Annotated in this window: 15 protein-coding genes and 1 pseudogene; 12 read left to right on the plus strand and 4 right to left on the minus strand. The window is 67.1% G+C overall.

Annotated elements, in window-relative coordinates; translation table 11 throughout:
* Nucleotides 1-3: 3 nt before the first annotated feature.
* From NV1_RS39290 to NV1_RS42935, 3 genes are read left to right on the plus strand one after another with little or no spacing between them, the layout of a single operon-like run.
* The gene (locus tag NV1_RS39290; protein ID WP_067903962.1) at nt 4-1,047 is read left to right on the plus strand and encodes an iron-containing redox enzyme family protein; all 1,044 of its coding nucleotides are present in this window, start codon (nt 4-6) and stop codon (nt 1,045-1,047) included.
* Nucleotides 1,044-1,700: a HemK2/MTQ2 family protein methyltransferase gene (locus NV1_RS39295; protein ID WP_067903917.1), complete on the plus strand. Its 657-nt coding sequence runs from the start codon at nt 1,044-1,046 to the stop codon at nt 1,698-1,700. Before NV1_RS39290 ends, NV1_RS39295 begins: the two co-directional genes overlap by 4 nt.
* A complete protein-coding gene (locus tag NV1_RS42935) occupies nt 1,678-1,884 on the plus strand; it encodes a CDGSH iron-sulfur domain-containing protein (protein ID WP_084526571.1) in 207 nt (68 codons plus the stop codon). The genes NV1_RS39295 and NV1_RS42935 overlap by 23 nt, the downstream gene beginning before the upstream one ends.
* A gap of 5 nt (nt 1,885-1,889) precedes the next feature.
* Here NV1_RS42935 and NV1_RS39300 read toward each other — a convergent pair whose 3' ends face one another.
* Nucleotides 1,890-3,086 carry an alcohol dehydrogenase catalytic domain-containing protein gene (locus NV1_RS39300; RefSeq protein WP_067903920.1) on the minus strand — a complete coding sequence of 399 codons (1,197 nt, stop codon included), beginning with the start codon at nt 3,084-3,086 and terminating at the stop codon, nt 1,890-1,892.
* 344 nt (nt 3,087-3,430) lie between these two features.
* Here NV1_RS39300 and NV1_RS39305 point away from each other — a divergent pair, with 344 nt between their 5' ends.
* Both NV1_RS39305 and NV1_RS39310 read left to right on the plus strand, forming a co-directional pair.
* Nucleotides 3,431-4,072 (plus strand): flavodoxin family protein, encoded by a 642-nt coding sequence (locus NV1_RS39305; protein WP_067903923.1) that lies wholly within the window; start codon nt 3,431-3,433, stop codon nt 4,070-4,072.
* A 71-nt stretch (nt 4,073-4,143) separates the two neighbouring features.
* Complete coding sequence (locus tag NV1_RS39310) at nt 4,144-4,626, plus strand: Dps family protein (protein WP_067903926.1); 483 nt, start codon at nt 4,144-4,146, stop codon at nt 4,624-4,626.
* 100 nt (nt 4,627-4,726) lie between these two features.
* Here NV1_RS39310 and NV1_RS39315 read toward each other — a convergent pair whose 3' ends face one another.
* Entirely contained in the window at nt 4,727-5,230 is a 504-nt protein-coding gene (locus tag NV1_RS39315; RefSeq protein ID WP_067903929.1) for a DUF6328 family protein, read from the minus strand.
* A 310-nt stretch (nt 5,231-5,540) separates the two neighbouring features.
* On the opposite strand from NV1_RS39315, the gene ctaD reads away from it, so the two are divergent.
* From ctaD to NV1_RS46200, 5 genes are all read left to right on the plus strand, one after another.
* Nucleotides 5,541-7,319 (plus strand): aa3-type cytochrome oxidase subunit I, encoded by a 1,779-nt coding sequence (gene ctaD / locus NV1_RS39320; RefSeq protein ID WP_067903932.1) that lies wholly within the window; start codon nt 5,541-5,543, stop codon nt 7,317-7,319.
* 15 nt (nt 7,320-7,334) lie between these two features.
* Nucleotides 7,335-7,667, plus strand: a complete 333-nt coding sequence (locus tag NV1_RS39325) for a hypothetical protein (protein WP_245714164.1) — start codon at nt 7,335-7,337, stop codon at nt 7,665-7,667.
* 219 nt (nt 7,668-7,886) lie between these two features.
* Nucleotides 7,887-8,075: a hypothetical protein gene (locus NV1_RS39330; RefSeq protein ID WP_067903935.1), complete on the plus strand. Its 189-nt coding sequence runs from the start codon at nt 7,887-7,889 to the stop codon at nt 8,073-8,075.
* A 388-nt stretch (nt 8,076-8,463) separates the two neighbouring features.
* Nucleotides 8,464-9,279, plus strand: coding sequence for an enoyl-CoA hydratase (locus NV1_RS39335; protein WP_067903938.1), 816 nt, complete (start codon nt 8,464-8,466; stop codon nt 9,277-9,279).
* Between the two features lie 124 nt (nt 9,280-9,403).
* The gene (locus NV1_RS46200; protein WP_067903967.1) at nt 9,404-9,856 is read left to right on the plus strand and encodes a hypothetical protein; all 453 of its coding nucleotides are present in this window, start codon (nt 9,404-9,406) and stop codon (nt 9,854-9,856) included.
* A gap of 18 nt (nt 9,857-9,874) precedes the next feature.
* Here the strand turns inward: NV1_RS46200 and NV1_RS39345 are convergent.
* A pseudogene (locus NV1_RS39345) lies at nt 9,875-11,469 on the minus strand (FMN-binding glutamate synthase family protein).
* A gap of 209 nt (nt 11,470-11,678) precedes the next feature.
* Between NV1_RS39345 and NV1_RS39350 the strand changes: the two are divergent.
* Entirely contained in the window at nt 11,679-13,079 is a 1,401-nt protein-coding gene (locus tag NV1_RS39350; RefSeq protein ID WP_067903941.1) for a CYTH and CHAD domain-containing protein, read from the plus strand.
* 13 nt (nt 13,080-13,092) lie between these two features.
* Here the strand turns inward: NV1_RS39350 and NV1_RS39355 are convergent, their stop codons facing one another.
* Nucleotides 13,093-13,986 (minus strand): hydroxyquinol 1,2-dioxygenase, encoded by an 894-nt coding sequence (locus NV1_RS39355; protein WP_067903944.1) that lies wholly within the window; start codon nt 13,984-13,986, stop codon nt 13,093-13,095.
* Between the two features lie 418 nt (nt 13,987-14,404).
* On the opposite strand from NV1_RS39355, the gene NV1_RS39360 reads away from it, so the two are divergent.
* Nucleotides 14,405-14,666 (plus strand): hypothetical protein (locus tag NV1_RS39360; protein WP_067903947.1); only part of this gene is annotated, 262 nt, incomplete at its 3' end.

Below are 14,666 nucleotides of genomic sequence, written 5' to 3' on the forward strand. Positions count from 1 at the left end.
GCGCTGTCCGTCGCCGTCGACCCCGCCGCCACGGCCTTACCACGTCCGCGCGGCCCGATCTCGGCGGGAGTGCACGCCCTGCTGCGCGGTGATCCCCCGCGGTCGATGCCGCCGAACGACACCGCGGACCCTTACGGTGATGATCTGCACCTGGCCCTGCACATGTGTTATGAGCTGCACTACCACGGATTCGACGCGGTGCATCCGGACCGGGAATGGGATCCGGAGGTGCTGCGCCTGCGTGCGGGCCTCGAGAACCGCTTTCTGACCACGCTACTGCACGATGTCGCCGGAGGCCGCGACCTCGAGCACGAATTGGACGCGCTGACCGCCGCACCGGCCGAACCGGGCGGGGTCGGCGCGTACCTGTCGGCCCAGGGTGAATGGTGGCAGATGTGCGAGTACTTCGTGCACCGCTCGATCTACCACCACAAAGAGGCCGATCCGTACGTGTGGGCGATCCCACGCCTGCGCGGGCAGGCCAAGGCCGGTCTGGTCGCGGTGGAATTCGACGAGTTCGGCGGTGGACGCGGGGACCGGGTGCATGCGCGGCTGTTCGCCGACCTGCTCGCGGGAGCCGGATTGCGCCCGGACTATCTGCACTATCTGGACATGGTCCCGGCGCCGATGCTGGCCCTGGTGAACATGATGTCGCTGTTCGGCCTGCACGGTCGCTGGCGCGGCGCGCTGATCGGCCACTTCGCCACCGTGGAGATCACCTCCTCACCCGCGGCCCGGCAGCTGACCGACGCGCTGCGCCGCATGAACGCCGACCCCGCCTGCATTCGCTTCTACACCGAACATGTGGAGGCCGACGCGGTGCACGAACAGGTGCTGCGCCGCGAGGTCATCGGCGACCTGCTGCGGCAGGAGCCCGATCAGGCCGCCTCGATCGTCCTCGGCATACAGGTCACCAACCTGCTGGAGGATCGGATCGAACGGCATCTGCTCGAAGACAGCTGGGGTTCGGGCCGCACCTCGTTACGCTACGCACCGGCGACCTCGTCCCCGATCGAATGCCGCCACGAGGGTATTCGCGCGCCATGAGATTGATCCGCACGCCGGGTGTCTACCGGCCGCAAGCAGACACCCGGCTCCTGATGCGGGCCATGACGGCGGCTGCCATCCCGCCGGGCCGGGAGGTGCTGGACTTGTGCACCGGAACCGGCGCACTGGCCGTGCACGCGCACCGCATGGGCGCGAAAAATGTTACGGCCGTTGATATCTCCCGAAGAGCGCTGTTGTCCGCGTGGTTCAACACCCGGCTGCGCGGAATCCCGGTGGACCTGCTGAACCTCGACTTCGCCCAAGTGCTGGAGCACCGCCGCTTCGATGCGGTCCTGGCCAACCCGCCCTACGTCCCCGGACCTTCGACAGCGCCCGCCCGGGGCCGTGCCCGGGCCTGGGAGGCGGGCCCGGCCGGGCGCGCCGTCCTGGACCCGCTGTGCGATCTGCTGCCCGCCGCTCTGAATACCGACGGTACGGCGCTGATCGTCCAATCGGCGTTGTGCGGCACGGATCCGACGATCCAGCGGCTGCGGGCGGGCGGTCTGAAGGCCGCCGTGGTGGCCCGCGAAACGACCGCGTTCGGCCCGGTACTTCGCAAGCGAGCCACATGGCTGCGCGAGGCCGGGCTGATCGCCCCGGAAGCGACGAACGAGGAACTGGTGGTCATACGTGCCGACCGAATCAGCAGGTGAACCCCGCCGGGTCCACCTCACCGCGGAAGGACCGGCCCTGATCGAAGGGCCGGTCGAGTTGGTCACCGATGACGGGACCGTGCTCCGCTGCGACCGTTTCCAGGTCGCCGTGTGCCTGTGCCGCCGCTCGAAGATCTATCCCCTGTGCGATACGAGTCATCGGCGGCGGCGCAGAACGGGTTGAGCGCGTCAGGCGGCCCGCGCGGCGGGATCGAGGACGATTTTCACCGCACCATCGGTTTTCTCCTGGAACATCCGATAGGCGTCCGGCGCCGAATCGAGCGGAAGCCGATGGGTGGCAAAGCTTTCCACGCCGAGCGGGTCGTCGTCGGTCAGCAGCGGCAGGATGTCGCCGGCCCATCGGGTGACGTTGGCCTGCCCCATTCGCAACTGCACCTGCTTATCGAACAGGACTCGCATCGGAAGCGGGTCGACCATGCCGCCGTACACTCCGGACAAGGATATGGTGCCGCCGCGGCGCACGATGTCGATCGCGTCGTGCAACACCGAAAGGCGGTCCACGCCCACGGTATCGGATACCTTGCGGCCCAACGCATTCGGAAGCAGGACGGCCGACCGTTGCGCCCACTCGGCCAGCGGCGAACCGTGCGCCTCCATACCGACCGCATCGATGACCGCGTCGGTGCCGCGGCCGTCGGTCATACCGCGCACCATCTCACCGATGCTCGAGTCCACCGCCGATCGATCGATCACCTCCGCACCGCAGGCGGCAACGCGGGACAGGCGTTTGGGAACCAGGTCGATCCCGATCACCCGCAGACCCCGATGCAATGCGATCCGGCACGCCATATCACCGATCGGCCCGAGCCCCAGCACCGTCACCGAGCCTCCCTCGGGGACGGCCGCGTACTCCACCGCCTGCCAGGCGGTGGGCAGCACATCCGACAGGTACAGGAACCTCTCGTCGCCGGGCCCGTGCGGCACCTTGACGTGCGTGGCGTCGGCCTGCGGTACCCGCAGCAACTCGGCCTGCCCGCCGGGCACCTGACCGTACAGCTTCGAATACCCGAAAAGCGCTGCACCGCTTCCATATCGGCGCACCTGCGTGATCTCGCACTGGGTCGGCAGCCCGGCCGTGCACATATAGCACCCGCCACAGCTGATCTGGAACGGGATCACCACTCGATCCCCGCGGGCGAGTTCGGTCACCTCCGAACCGACGTCCTCCACGATGCCGATCGGCTCGTGGCCCAGCACGTCCCCCGCGCTCATGTACGGTGCGAGCACCTCGTACAGATGCAGATCCGAACCGCAGATCGCGGTGGAAGTCACCCGCACGATCGCGTCGGTGGACGCCTCGATTCTCGGATCCCGGACCTCGTCGACGGACACCCGGCGGCGTCCCTGCCACGTCACTGCTTTCATGACTACCGGTCAGCGATCTCGGGAGTGGTGGCGGCCGCATCGCCGGCCAGTCGTCGCGCCAGCGGCTTCTCGCCCTGTTCCGCGCCCTTGCGGCTATCGGTCTCCTGGGTTGTGGTCACAGGTCTGTCCTTTCGTCGCCGGTTCGGCCGGACGATCGCGTTGTCGGCCGAGGGCCCCGACCGGACCCGACCACGCACTACCCCCGCCGGGACATCACAATCGGTACACGCCCCGACCCGCGACCGTTGTTTGGACGACGCCGGACCGGGTATTGCGCCGTACGTCGCAGCAGAGACCGAACGCTGACGGCGCGTCCGTGACCGTCGTCGGCGAGAGGAGTTCCGATGCCCCAGAACCACAGCACCGCAGACGATTCCGACCGACTCCGGGCCGTCGCGCTGGTGTGCACGTTGAAACCGTCGCCGACCCGCTCCAGCAGCCAGTTACTGGCCGAACAGGTACTGTCCGAGCTTTCGGACAACGGCGTGGACGGCGAGGTGGTCCGCGTCGCCGACCACGCCGTACACCCCGGTGTCACCGCCGACGAGGGCGACGGTGACCAGTGGCCACAGATCCGCGAGAAGGTCGCCGCCGCGGACGTGCTGGTCCTGGCCACGCCGATCTGGCTGGGTCATCCGTGCTCGGTGGCGCAGCGCACGCTCGAGCGCCTGAGCGCGGAGAGCAGCGAGACCGACGAGCAGGGCAGGCCCTCGATGGCGGGCAAGGTGGCGGTCACCGCGATCGTCGGCAACGAGGACGGCGCCCACAAGGTGACCGCGGATCTGTTCCAGGGCCTGGACGATATCGGTTTCTCCATTCCGGCCCAGGGATCCACCTACTGGACCGGCGAAGCCATGGGATCGGTCGACTACCAGGACCTGGAAAAGGTGCCCGATCCCGTCGCCTCGACCACCCGGGCGCTCGCCCGCAACGCCGCTCACCTGGCCCGGCTGCTGCGCGCGGCTGCGTACCCGGCCTACTCCTGACCTCCTGTCGACACGACACATACCGGATCCGGCCGAACGGCACGGACATCGATGAAAGGAGCGACATCCCGATGTCGAAACCGATTACGAGCACACTCGACGAGAACGCCCAGCGGGTCACCGGAGACGCCCTGCGCGGGACGGTCGTCGACCTGATCGACCTGTCTCTGATCGCCAAGCAGGCGCACTGGAACGTGATCGGCCCCAACTTCCGCTCGGTCCATCTGGCCCTGGACGAACTGGTCACCGCCGCAAGGGATTTCACCGATGCCGCCGCCGAGCGCGCGACGGCGATCGGGGTCAGCCCGGACGGCCGTGCGGCCACGGTGGCCGAGAAGTCCTCGGCGACAGGGCTTTCCGCGGGATGGCAGCAGGACCGCACGATCATCGAGGCGATCGTGCAGAACCTGGCGGCGGTCATCGCCAAGCTACGGGAGCGGATCGATGAAACCGAGAAGGCCGATCCGGTGACCCAGGACCTGTTCATCGAGATGGCCGCGCGCCTGGAACAACTGCACTGGATGTGGCAGGCACAGGTCGCCACCGCCGCATAGACGACGGCGCGGCCGTGCCGACCGGCCAACCGAGAACGGGCGGGCCCGGGCAGATGCCCGGGCCCGCACGTCGCGGCGCTCGGCGGGCCACCGCGCAAGCTCAGTCCGGATGCCGACGCTGCCACCACGGATGCACCACCCACAAACTCGTGAACAGCACCGCGAAGGCCACACCGGCGATCACCGCGGCGATCGGCCCGACAACCGTGTCGAAGATCAGCACCGCCACCCCGGTGAGCGCGACGCCGAGCAGAAACAGGCCCGTCAACGCGAAGTGATGGGCGGCGTTCACCACGCTCTCGAGCTGATGCCTGCGGAACAGCAGCCGATGCGCGGCCACCGGGGCGGTCAGGAATACCGTGGCCGCGATCGAGGCCACCACCACGACGAGGTACACCGCCCGGATCGGGGCGGACAGGGATGCGAATCGCGTCTGGAACGGCAGGGTGAGCAAGAAGCCGGTGAGTAACTGGACGCCCGTCTGGACGACGCGCAGCTCCTGGAGCAGACCGCTCAGATTCCGGTCCAGCTGCTCGGGCCTGGTCTCACCGCGGACCCGCCGATCCCACTGCGAGCCGGGTGCGCGGTCCTCGTCCCGTGTCATCGTTCATCTCCGTTCCAACCACCAGATCAGGGCGACCGTGCCCCATCCCGCTCCGGCCGAGGCGACCAAGCTGATGGTGAGAAGGGCGACGATCGTCACCACTGCCATGCATACTCCGATGATCGTTGGATCGTGCGTCGAGTCGCGGCTACCCACGCGCCCAGGCTCTATTCCCTCCGGCCGCACCCGTCTGCCGCGGCCGTACGAGCTGGTCCGGCGGCAATTCCCGGGTCCGGCGTTTCATTCCGCCCGGGCCGGGTAGCCGACCGCCGACTGTGTAACCGCAGGACATTCGAGGAGGGTCGAGCCGGTGGCTGTCGCGCCTGTAACCGAACAACCGGGAACGGAGGCCGAGCGTCCGTTTCCGGCGCGGCTGGGACCGAAGGGGGCGGCGATCTGGAAGATCGCCACCACCACCGATCCGAAGATGCTCGGCATCATGTACATCTTCACCTCGATGTCGTTCTTCCTGGCGGGCGGACTGATGGCATTGCTCATGCGGATCGAGCTCGCCCGGCCCGGTCTGCAATTCCTGTCGAACGAGCAGTACAACCAGCTGTTCACCATGCACGGCACGATCATGCTGCTGTTCTACGCGACACCGATCGTGTTCGGATTCGCCAATTGCGTTCTGCCGCTGCAGATCGGAGCGCCCGATGTGGCATTCCCGCGACTGAACGCGCTCAGCTATTGGCTGTATCTGTTCGGCGCCAGTATCGCGGTGGCGGGGTTCATCGCACCCGCCGGTGCGGCCGATTTCGGCTGGACCGCCTACGTCCCGCTGAGTACCGCGGCCCACACCCCCGGCGTCGGCGCCGATTTGTGGATCATGGGCGTGGCCCTGTCCGGCCTCGGCACGATCCTGGGTGCGGTCAACATGCTCACCACCGTGGTCTGCCTGCGCGCCCCCGGTATGACGATGTTCCGGATGCCCATCTTCACCTGGAACATCACCGTCACCAGTGTGCTCGCGATTCTGGTGTTTCCGCTGCTCACCGCGGCGCTGATGGGGTTGGAGGTGGACCGGCACCTGGGCGGTCACATCTACGACCCGGCCAACGGCGGGCCGGTGCTGTACCAGCACCTGTTCTGGTTCTTCGGGCATCCGGAGGTCTACATCGTGGCATTGCCGTTCTTCGGCATCATCACCGAGATCATCCCGGTGTTCAGCCGCAAACCGGTATTTGGTTATACCGCACTGGTTTTCGCCACAGTCGGTATCGGGGCACTGTCGATGGCCGTGTGGGCGCACCACATGTTCGCCACGGGAGCCGTTCTGCTGCCGTTCTTCTCGCTGATGTCGTTCCTGATCGCGGTGCCGACCGGAGTGAAATTCTTCAACTGGATCGGAACCATGTGGCGTGGGCAGCTCAGTTTCGAAACGCCGATGCTCTGGTCGATCGGATTCCTCACCACCTTCCTGTTCGGCGGGCTGTCCGGGGTCATCCTGGCCAGCCCGGCAATGGACTGGCACATCACCGATACCTATTTCGTTGTCGCACATTTCCATTACGTGCTCTTCGGCACGATCGTGTTCGCCACCTTCGGCGGAATCTACTTCTGGTTCCCGAAATTCACCGGCCGCTTCCTCAACGAAAAGCTGGGCCGACTGCACTTCTGGACGACTTTCGTCGGCTTCCACACCACATTCCTGGTGCAGCACTGGCTGGGCGCGGAAGGGATGCCCCGGCGATACGCGGACTATCTGCCGACGGACGGATTCACCGCGTTGAACACCATCTCCACCATCGGTTCGTTCGTCCTGGGCCTGTCGATGGTGACCTTCGTCTGGAACGTGTTCAAGAGTTACCGATACGGTGAGGTCGTCCACGTCGACGACCCGTGGGGGTCGGGTAACTCCCTCGAATGGGCCACCACGTGCCCTCCCCCGCGACACAACTTCTACGAGCTTCCGCGCATCCGGTCCGAGCGGCCGGCGTTCGAGCTGCACTACCCGCACATGGTCGAACGCATGCGGGCCGAGTCCCACGTCGGCTGGGGCCGGGCCGAACCGGAGGATCGGCATATGCTCACCGAGACTCGCGACGACCGACCGGCGCGGACCGACACCGCACACCCCGACGAATAAGCAGGGAGGTGAATCGTGGATCACACCAATCGAATTCGGACCCGGTCGTTTCGACGACCGCGCTCCGGCGCGGACAACTTCCCCGACACCGCGCGCACGACACGCAACCATGCCGGTGAAGGTCTCGAGAACGAACGCAACCTGCCCGGAATGATTCTGTTCGTCCTGGGCATCGTCGGGCTGGCCCTCACGCTGACCGCGGCTGGATACGGCTTCGCGGGATGGTCGATCGTCGCCGCTATCGTCACGATCCTGCTCATCGTGGCCGGAACCGCGCTGTTGCTGCGCGAGCATATGCGGATGAAAGCCCGCGAAGGTCTTCGCCTGCGGGACCAGCGCGGTCACTGACGACGTCTCGCCGGCCGGAACCGCCGCCCAGCCGACGGCGGCTGCTCGAGTCGTCCGTTTCACGGGCTCCGCTACGGGTACGCCGGAGATGGTTGCGAGGGATCGGGTCTTCCGCTGGTTGAGCAAACAGCCTGCCCAGGACATGTGCCGATCCCGCTGATCGTCCGGTCGGGCGGGTGCTGGGGCGCCCGCCCCTTCTAGCCGAACGGAAGGAACTCGATGCGGGACACTGCCGAAAGCGCACGAGAGTTCGTCATCGATATGGTCGAGTCGAAGGGTGCCGCGACGCGGGACGATTTCGACATCACCGCCATCGTGGATGCCTATCACGCCCTGCGGGGCGATTGGCGAATCGATTTGATGAACACCATGCAGTTCTGGGGCGTCGCCGCCGCTCACCTTCGGTAACGCGTCGGTTCGCGCGATCCCAGCCGCTGCGGCCCGAACAGCCCGGAAGACCGGGTATCGGACGAGCGGCCATATCGTCGTACATGCCGAACAGCAAGCGCCGGCACCCTGCTCGCCCATCTGCTCGACCACGCCGACTACCGTCGCCTGTCCCGGCCGAATCCTCCGACGCCGGGCCCCAGGTTCGGCGTCCAACTGCGGCACCGATCTCATCCGCGAATCCGCACCCGCGCGGTGCGCGCCGGCGCTCCTTGTTTCGACCGGCCTGTCATAGTACTGTCCGTACAGCTGTCTATACCGCGTAAGACGATCGGCTGCTCGGGCGGGAGACGACCCCTGCCGGACCGTTCGATAGCGCCACCCGCAACCGCCGACCCCCGGACAATGGATGACCAACGAACTCGTACTCGTGGACAAGCCGCGGCCGCACATCGCTCTCATCACATTGAATCGGCCGGAGAGAATGAACTCGATGGCGTTCGATCTCGTCCTACCGCTCAGAACGGCCCTCGAGCAGATCGGAAACGACAACTCGGTGCGCGCGGTGGTGCTGACCGGCGCCGGGCGAGGATTCTGTTCCGGTGCGGACCAGAAAGCCGCGGGTTCGATCCCGCATGTCGCGGGATTGACGGCGCCCACCATCGCCCTGCGTTCCATGGAAGTGCTCGACGACGTCATCTCGGCATTCCGCCGCCTGCATCAACCGGTCATCGCGGCGATCAACGGCCCGGCCATCGGCGGAGGTCTGTGCCTGGCCCTGGCTGCGGACATCCGCGTGGCCAGCGACGAAGCCTATTTCCGCGCGGCCGGTGTCAACAACGGACTCACCGCCAGCGAACTGGGGCTGTCGTATCTGCTCCCACGATGCGTCGGTACCTCGAGAGCGTTCGAGATGATGCTCACCGGCTGCGATGTCGACGCACACCAGGCCGAGCGCATCGGCCTGGTGTCGCATTGTGTGAGCCGCACCGAACTCCTCGACTACTGCTACGACATGGCGGACCGAATCGCGGCCTTCTCCCGGCCCGGGATCGAGCTGACGAAGCGAACGTTGTGGAGCGGCCTCGACGCCTCCTCGCTCGAGGGGCACATGCAAGCAGAAGGCCTGGGGCAGCTGTTCATTCGCCTCCTCACCGACAATTTCGAGGAGGCCGTCGCCGCGCGGGCGGAAGGCTGCCCGGCGGTGTTCCGGGACACCAAGTAGCGCACGGGCATTCGGCAGGTCTGCGGACCTTCGACTCGCACCGTGCGCGGGGGACGTCCGATTGAGGCGTCGAATGCGGGGTATCGCTGGTCAATTGAATGAATCACGGCCCGTGGGGATGCACATGTATTCGATTCGACAGACCACCATCACCCTCACCGCAGCGATGGCGGCCCTGGCCGCGGTGACCGGCTGCACCGCAGGCGGTTCCGATCCGCTGACCACGACACCGACCTCGCACCCGGGCGTCACCATCACCTTCACCTCCCCGTCCGCGACGTCGGATGTCCCGCGTCCCGACAGCGTGACCCCCGAGGCGGCGAAACAGCTGTGCGACAAGATCTCTCCGAAGATCGACGAATGGCGCAAGCAGAGCTCCGCGGCCCGCAAGGCGGACTTCAATCTCATCGTGCACGATTGGGCGGCCCGCAACGGCGGGCTCAACACCCAGGTGATCGCGGATCGCGCCGTGGTGGACCGGATCACGACGCAGAACTGTCCTGATACCCGTCGGCAGGCGCTCGATGCCCTGCGGATCAGCACGCTCGCCGACGGTCTGGTCGGCTTCGGCGGGTAAGTATCGTATCGACGTTCGCTACCCGGACACCTTCGCGCGGAAGGAGTCCGGGTCGGCGGCCGCCCAGTCCGCGGCCCAGTCGGCGGGCGGTTCGTGCAGCAGGACACCGGTTTCCAGGCGGGGGTATATCTCCGCGTAGGAACGAACCTCGGTGACGGACAACCTTTTCAGCAGCATATCCGGGCTCAGGTCGGCCGGTGTGCGCGCGCCCAGCGATGCCATGATCTGGACCGCCTGGTCGACGGTGGCGGCGTGGTAGCGCTGCGCACGTTCGGCCTTGTCCGCGACGTCCAGCGCGCGGGCGCGGCGGGGATCCTGGGTCGCGACGCCGACCGGGCAGTGGTTGGTATGGCAACGCTGCGCTTGGATACAACCGATCGCCATCATCATCGCGCGCGCCGAGTTGGTGTAGTCCGCACCCTGGATCAGGCGCTTGACGATATCGGTTCCGGTGGCGACCTTCCCGCTCGCGCCGATCCGGACGCGGTCGCGCAGCCCCGTACCGATCAGGGCGTTGTGCACGATCCGCAGGCCGTCGGTCAGCGGCAGCCCGATGTTGTCCTCGTATTCCAGCGGCGCGGCCGCGGTGCCGCCCTCGGCGCCGTCGACGATGACGAAGTCCGGTGCGGTCCCCTCGGCCAGCATCGCCTTGCACAGCGCGAGCACCTCACCGCGCGAGCTGACGCACAGCTTGACGCCCACCGGCTTACCGCAGGAAAGCTCACGCAGCCGCCGCACGAACGCGATCAGCTCGCGCGGGGTGTGGAATGCCGAATGCGCGGCAGGACTCACGCATTTCTCGTGGACCGGCACGCCACGGAACCGGGCGATCTCGGCACTGACCTTCGCCGCCGGCAGGACGCCGCCCAAACCGGGTTTGGCGCCCTGGCTCAACTTCACCGAGATCATCTTGACCTGGTCGTAACCGGCCTTCTCGGCGAACTGCTCGGGGTCGAACCGCCCGTCGTCGGTGCGGGTGCCGAAGTACCCGGAACCGATCTCCCACACCAGATCCGCGTCGGCGTGCAAGTGATACGGCGTCAGCCCGCCCTCGCCGGTGTCGTGCGCGAATCCGCCGCGCGCCGCGGCGATATTCAACGCGCGCAACGCATTTCCGGACAGCGCGCCGAAACTCATCGACGAGATGTTCAACAACGACATGGAATACGGTCGCAGGCAATCCGGTCCGCCGATCCACACGCGATGCGGGTCCCGCGGTTCCGGGACCGGCGCGATCGAATGCGCGAGGTATTCGTATCCGGCACTGTCCAGGTCGCGTTCGGTGCCGAAGGACGCTCACCGTGAATCCCCTTCGCCCGCTCGTAGATCATCGTGCGCACATCGCGATCGAAGGGCCGGCCGTCGAAGTTGCGCTCGATGAAGTACTGCTGCAATTCCGGGCGCAGGCTCTCCAGCAGATATCGCAGATGTCCGAGCAACGGGTAGTTCCGTAGCACCGCATGCCGCCGCTGGATCAGATCGGCCGCAGCGACGACGCACAACACCGCGAGGACGGCAACCAGGATCCACCAGGCCCAGGAGCCGATCGCCGCGCACACACCGACCGCGACGACAGCGATTCCGAGGAATCCCACGACGAAGAACCGCAACACCATCTACTCCCATCAGGTCACACCCGGCGCCGGCCGATCACGCGAGTCCCCGCACGCGTCGGCCAGCGTCGGCCAGCGAGAAAGCGATACCCGGCCGTGACATGACGAAACGACCGTGCCGGCCCGCTCGACACGAGCAGCTCACACGATTTCCGGAGCGGGAGCTGCCGACCGGGATTGACCGCCGGACTCGGTGGTATTCGCCCGGCATGGTCACTCGAGCGAATGAGACAGAACGCAAATACCGGTTGCCGGACAAGGGCGGCGCGGCGCTCGATGACATCCCGGGGATCACGCTCGACCCGAGCGCGGAGCGGCAGGTACTCGACGCCGTCTATTACGACACGGCCGATTTCGCGTTGGCCGGGCGGGGCGTCACGCTGCGCCGCAGGACGGGCGGCGACGATGCGGGATGGCATGTGAAGCTGCCGCTGGAGCCGGGCGGTGACAGCCGCGAGGAGATCCGCGTGCCGCTCGGCGACGCGACCGCGGACGTGCCCGGCGAACTCGCCGATATCGTGCGGGGAATCGCCAAGGGGGAACCGCTGACGCCGGTGGCGCACATCCGCACCGAACGACGGCAGTGGCGGCTGCTGGACGCGCAGGGTGATGTGACCGCGGAGCTCGTCGCCGACGAGGTGTCGGCGCAGACGCTGGGCGAGTCCTCGACCGTGGAGTCATGGCAGGAGGCGGAGGTCGAATTGGCCGGTGGCGACCGGACCGTCTTCGACGCCGTCGAGACCAGGCTCGGCAAGCCGCTGGACAGTCGGCCGAAGCTGTTGCGGCTGCTCGGCGACCGGGTCACACCTCGGCCGTTGCCGAAGCGCGCGGTCGCGCGGTATTTCCGGACGCAGGTGGACGAGATGATCAGGCAGGACACCAGAGTCCGTCAGGAGGGACCCGATTCGGTGCACCGCATGCGCGTGGCCGGCCGCCGTCTGCGCAGTATTCTGCAGGCGTTCAAGGGATCTCGATCGCTGCGCGACGAATTGAAGTGGGTGGCAGGGGTTTTGGGCGAGGTACGCGATATCGACGTCCTGCACGGCCATCTGGTCGAGCAGATCGACGCGCTGCCGGAGGAATTGGTGCTCGGCGATGTGCGCCGGCGGGTCACCCGGACATTCGCCGGGCGCCGGGCCACCGCCTACGCTCACGTACTCGACGCCTTGAACAGCGAACGGTACTTCACGCTGCTCGGGCAGCTGGAGCAAGTCGATTCGCTGCCCGTGGATCGCAAACGAGAAACCGAGGCGCTACGGCAGACGCGCCGCCGCGTCGAGCGCGCATTCGGCAGGATCGAGGGCCTGGGCACCGATCGTGGGCTGCACGAGGTGCGCAAGGCGGCCAAACGCAGCCGGTACGCGGCGGAGGCGACCGGACACCGCAAGCACGCCCGCCGGATGAAGAAGCTCCAGAAATTGCTCGGCGACCACCACGATTCCGTGGTCGCGCGCGGTGAATTGCGTGCGCTCGGCATCCAGGCCCACCTGGCCGGCGGCAACGGCTTCACCTACGGCCTGCTGTACGGCCAGGAAGCGGCCCGCGCCGCCGCGCTCGAGCAGTCCCTGGACCGGACAGCGCGCGAACGTTTCGCGGCTCCGGCGGCCTGACGAACTTCCGGCGTCACATGCCGGCAGGGGCCAGGACGATGTCGAACCGGGTCCGCGCCCAGGTCCGGTCACCGAGATCGCGGCCGTCCGGCGTCGGGGTGCCGGGCTCACACAGTTCGAACTTCTTGATCAGCGAGTCCTTGACGCCGAATACGCTGTCGCCGATCGCGATCTGCGGATCGCCTTCGACGAAAATGTGCGTGACCAGGGTGCGCAGCCCCGCTGCGGCGACCATGAAGTGCAGGTGCGCGGCGCGGTACGGCGATCGGTTCACCGCCTGCAACATCTTGCCGACCGGGCCGTCGTGCGGAATGGGGTACGGCACCGGAGTGAGGCCCCAGAACCGGAATTCACCCCGTTCGTCCGAATACAGCCGGGCCCGGCCACCGACCCTGTGCTCGGGGTACTGGACGTCGTAGAAGCCTTCCTCGTCACATTCCCACACGTCGATCCGGGCGTGCGGCACGGGATTTCCGTCGGTGTCGGCGACGGTGCCCTCGACCCAGCACGGCTGTCCCCCGGCGCCCCCGGCGATATCGCCGCCGAGCGGGATCTCCGGCGCCGCCTCGACGAAGAACGGTCCGAACACGGTCGCCTCGGTGGCGTTCTTGTAAGCGCCGTTGTTCACCGCGATGGTCTGCATGGACGCGCCGAAGACATCCGACAGCAGAATGAATTCCTGCCGCCTGTCGTCGGTGATGCGCCCGGCGGCGGTCAGGAATTCGATCGCGGCGTTCCATTCCCGCTCGGTCAGGCGCACATCGCGGATGAAGGCGTGCACGTGCCGGGTCAGCGACCGCAGCACCTCCCGCAGCCGCGGGTCCGGAGTGTCGTCGAACGAGGCCAGAACCGTCTCGACGATGCGCTCCTCGGCAGCGGTCTGCTCGGCGGAGGGGGTTTCGGTCATACTCGTCCATCCTCGTACCTGCGATCGGCCGATGACCGGCCTTCGGCCCCCGGAAACATCGGGATCCATCGATCGTGCCGGTGTCGGACGCCGCCGACCGGCATTTCGGGGTTTCGACGGTGTCGAATGTCCGCCCGTGGTGTGTGGGCTCGAATGCGCCGGGAGCGGAGAAACAGGCATATGAATAGGTAGTTCTGCCGTGGCCCGAAGCGGTTGCCCCGGTAACGCTGGCGATGACCGTTCAGCACGACCATCGGAAACAGCCATGGATCGACAGCATCGACAGCGCGATGCTTCCAGCACGATGCAGCGTGGGCAGTCTTCCTCTCGGAGTCCGGCATATCCGCGGGCGAAAGAGACGGGCCCGCGGACAGCGAGGCGTTACGACTGTCACTGGGTTCGGTCGTCGCTGCGTGGATTGGACTTCCTTCGCTCCACCCGGTCGATCGATACCGCCGCGGGCTCGGTGATAGAGCTCGCCATCCGCTGGGCCCCGTTCGGCGGAGCCAGCTCCGGTGACCTGCTGGTCACCTTCGGCGTCGGCCGCCATCGCTTCGTGCAGATGCTCGACGACGCGCTGCGCCCCCGCCGCACCGACAACCAGGAAGTGCGACACGTGAAGGGAGCACTGCTCGCCGCTCTGGCTGCCGCGTGGCACACCGACGCCGCCTCCCCACCCT

Origin of the sequence: Nocardia vaccinii NBRC 15922 (genome assembly GCF_001613305.1) — a bacterium.
Taxonomy (GTDB): Bacteria; Actinomycetota; Actinomycetes; order Mycobacteriales; family Mycobacteriaceae; genus Nocardia; species Nocardia vaccinii.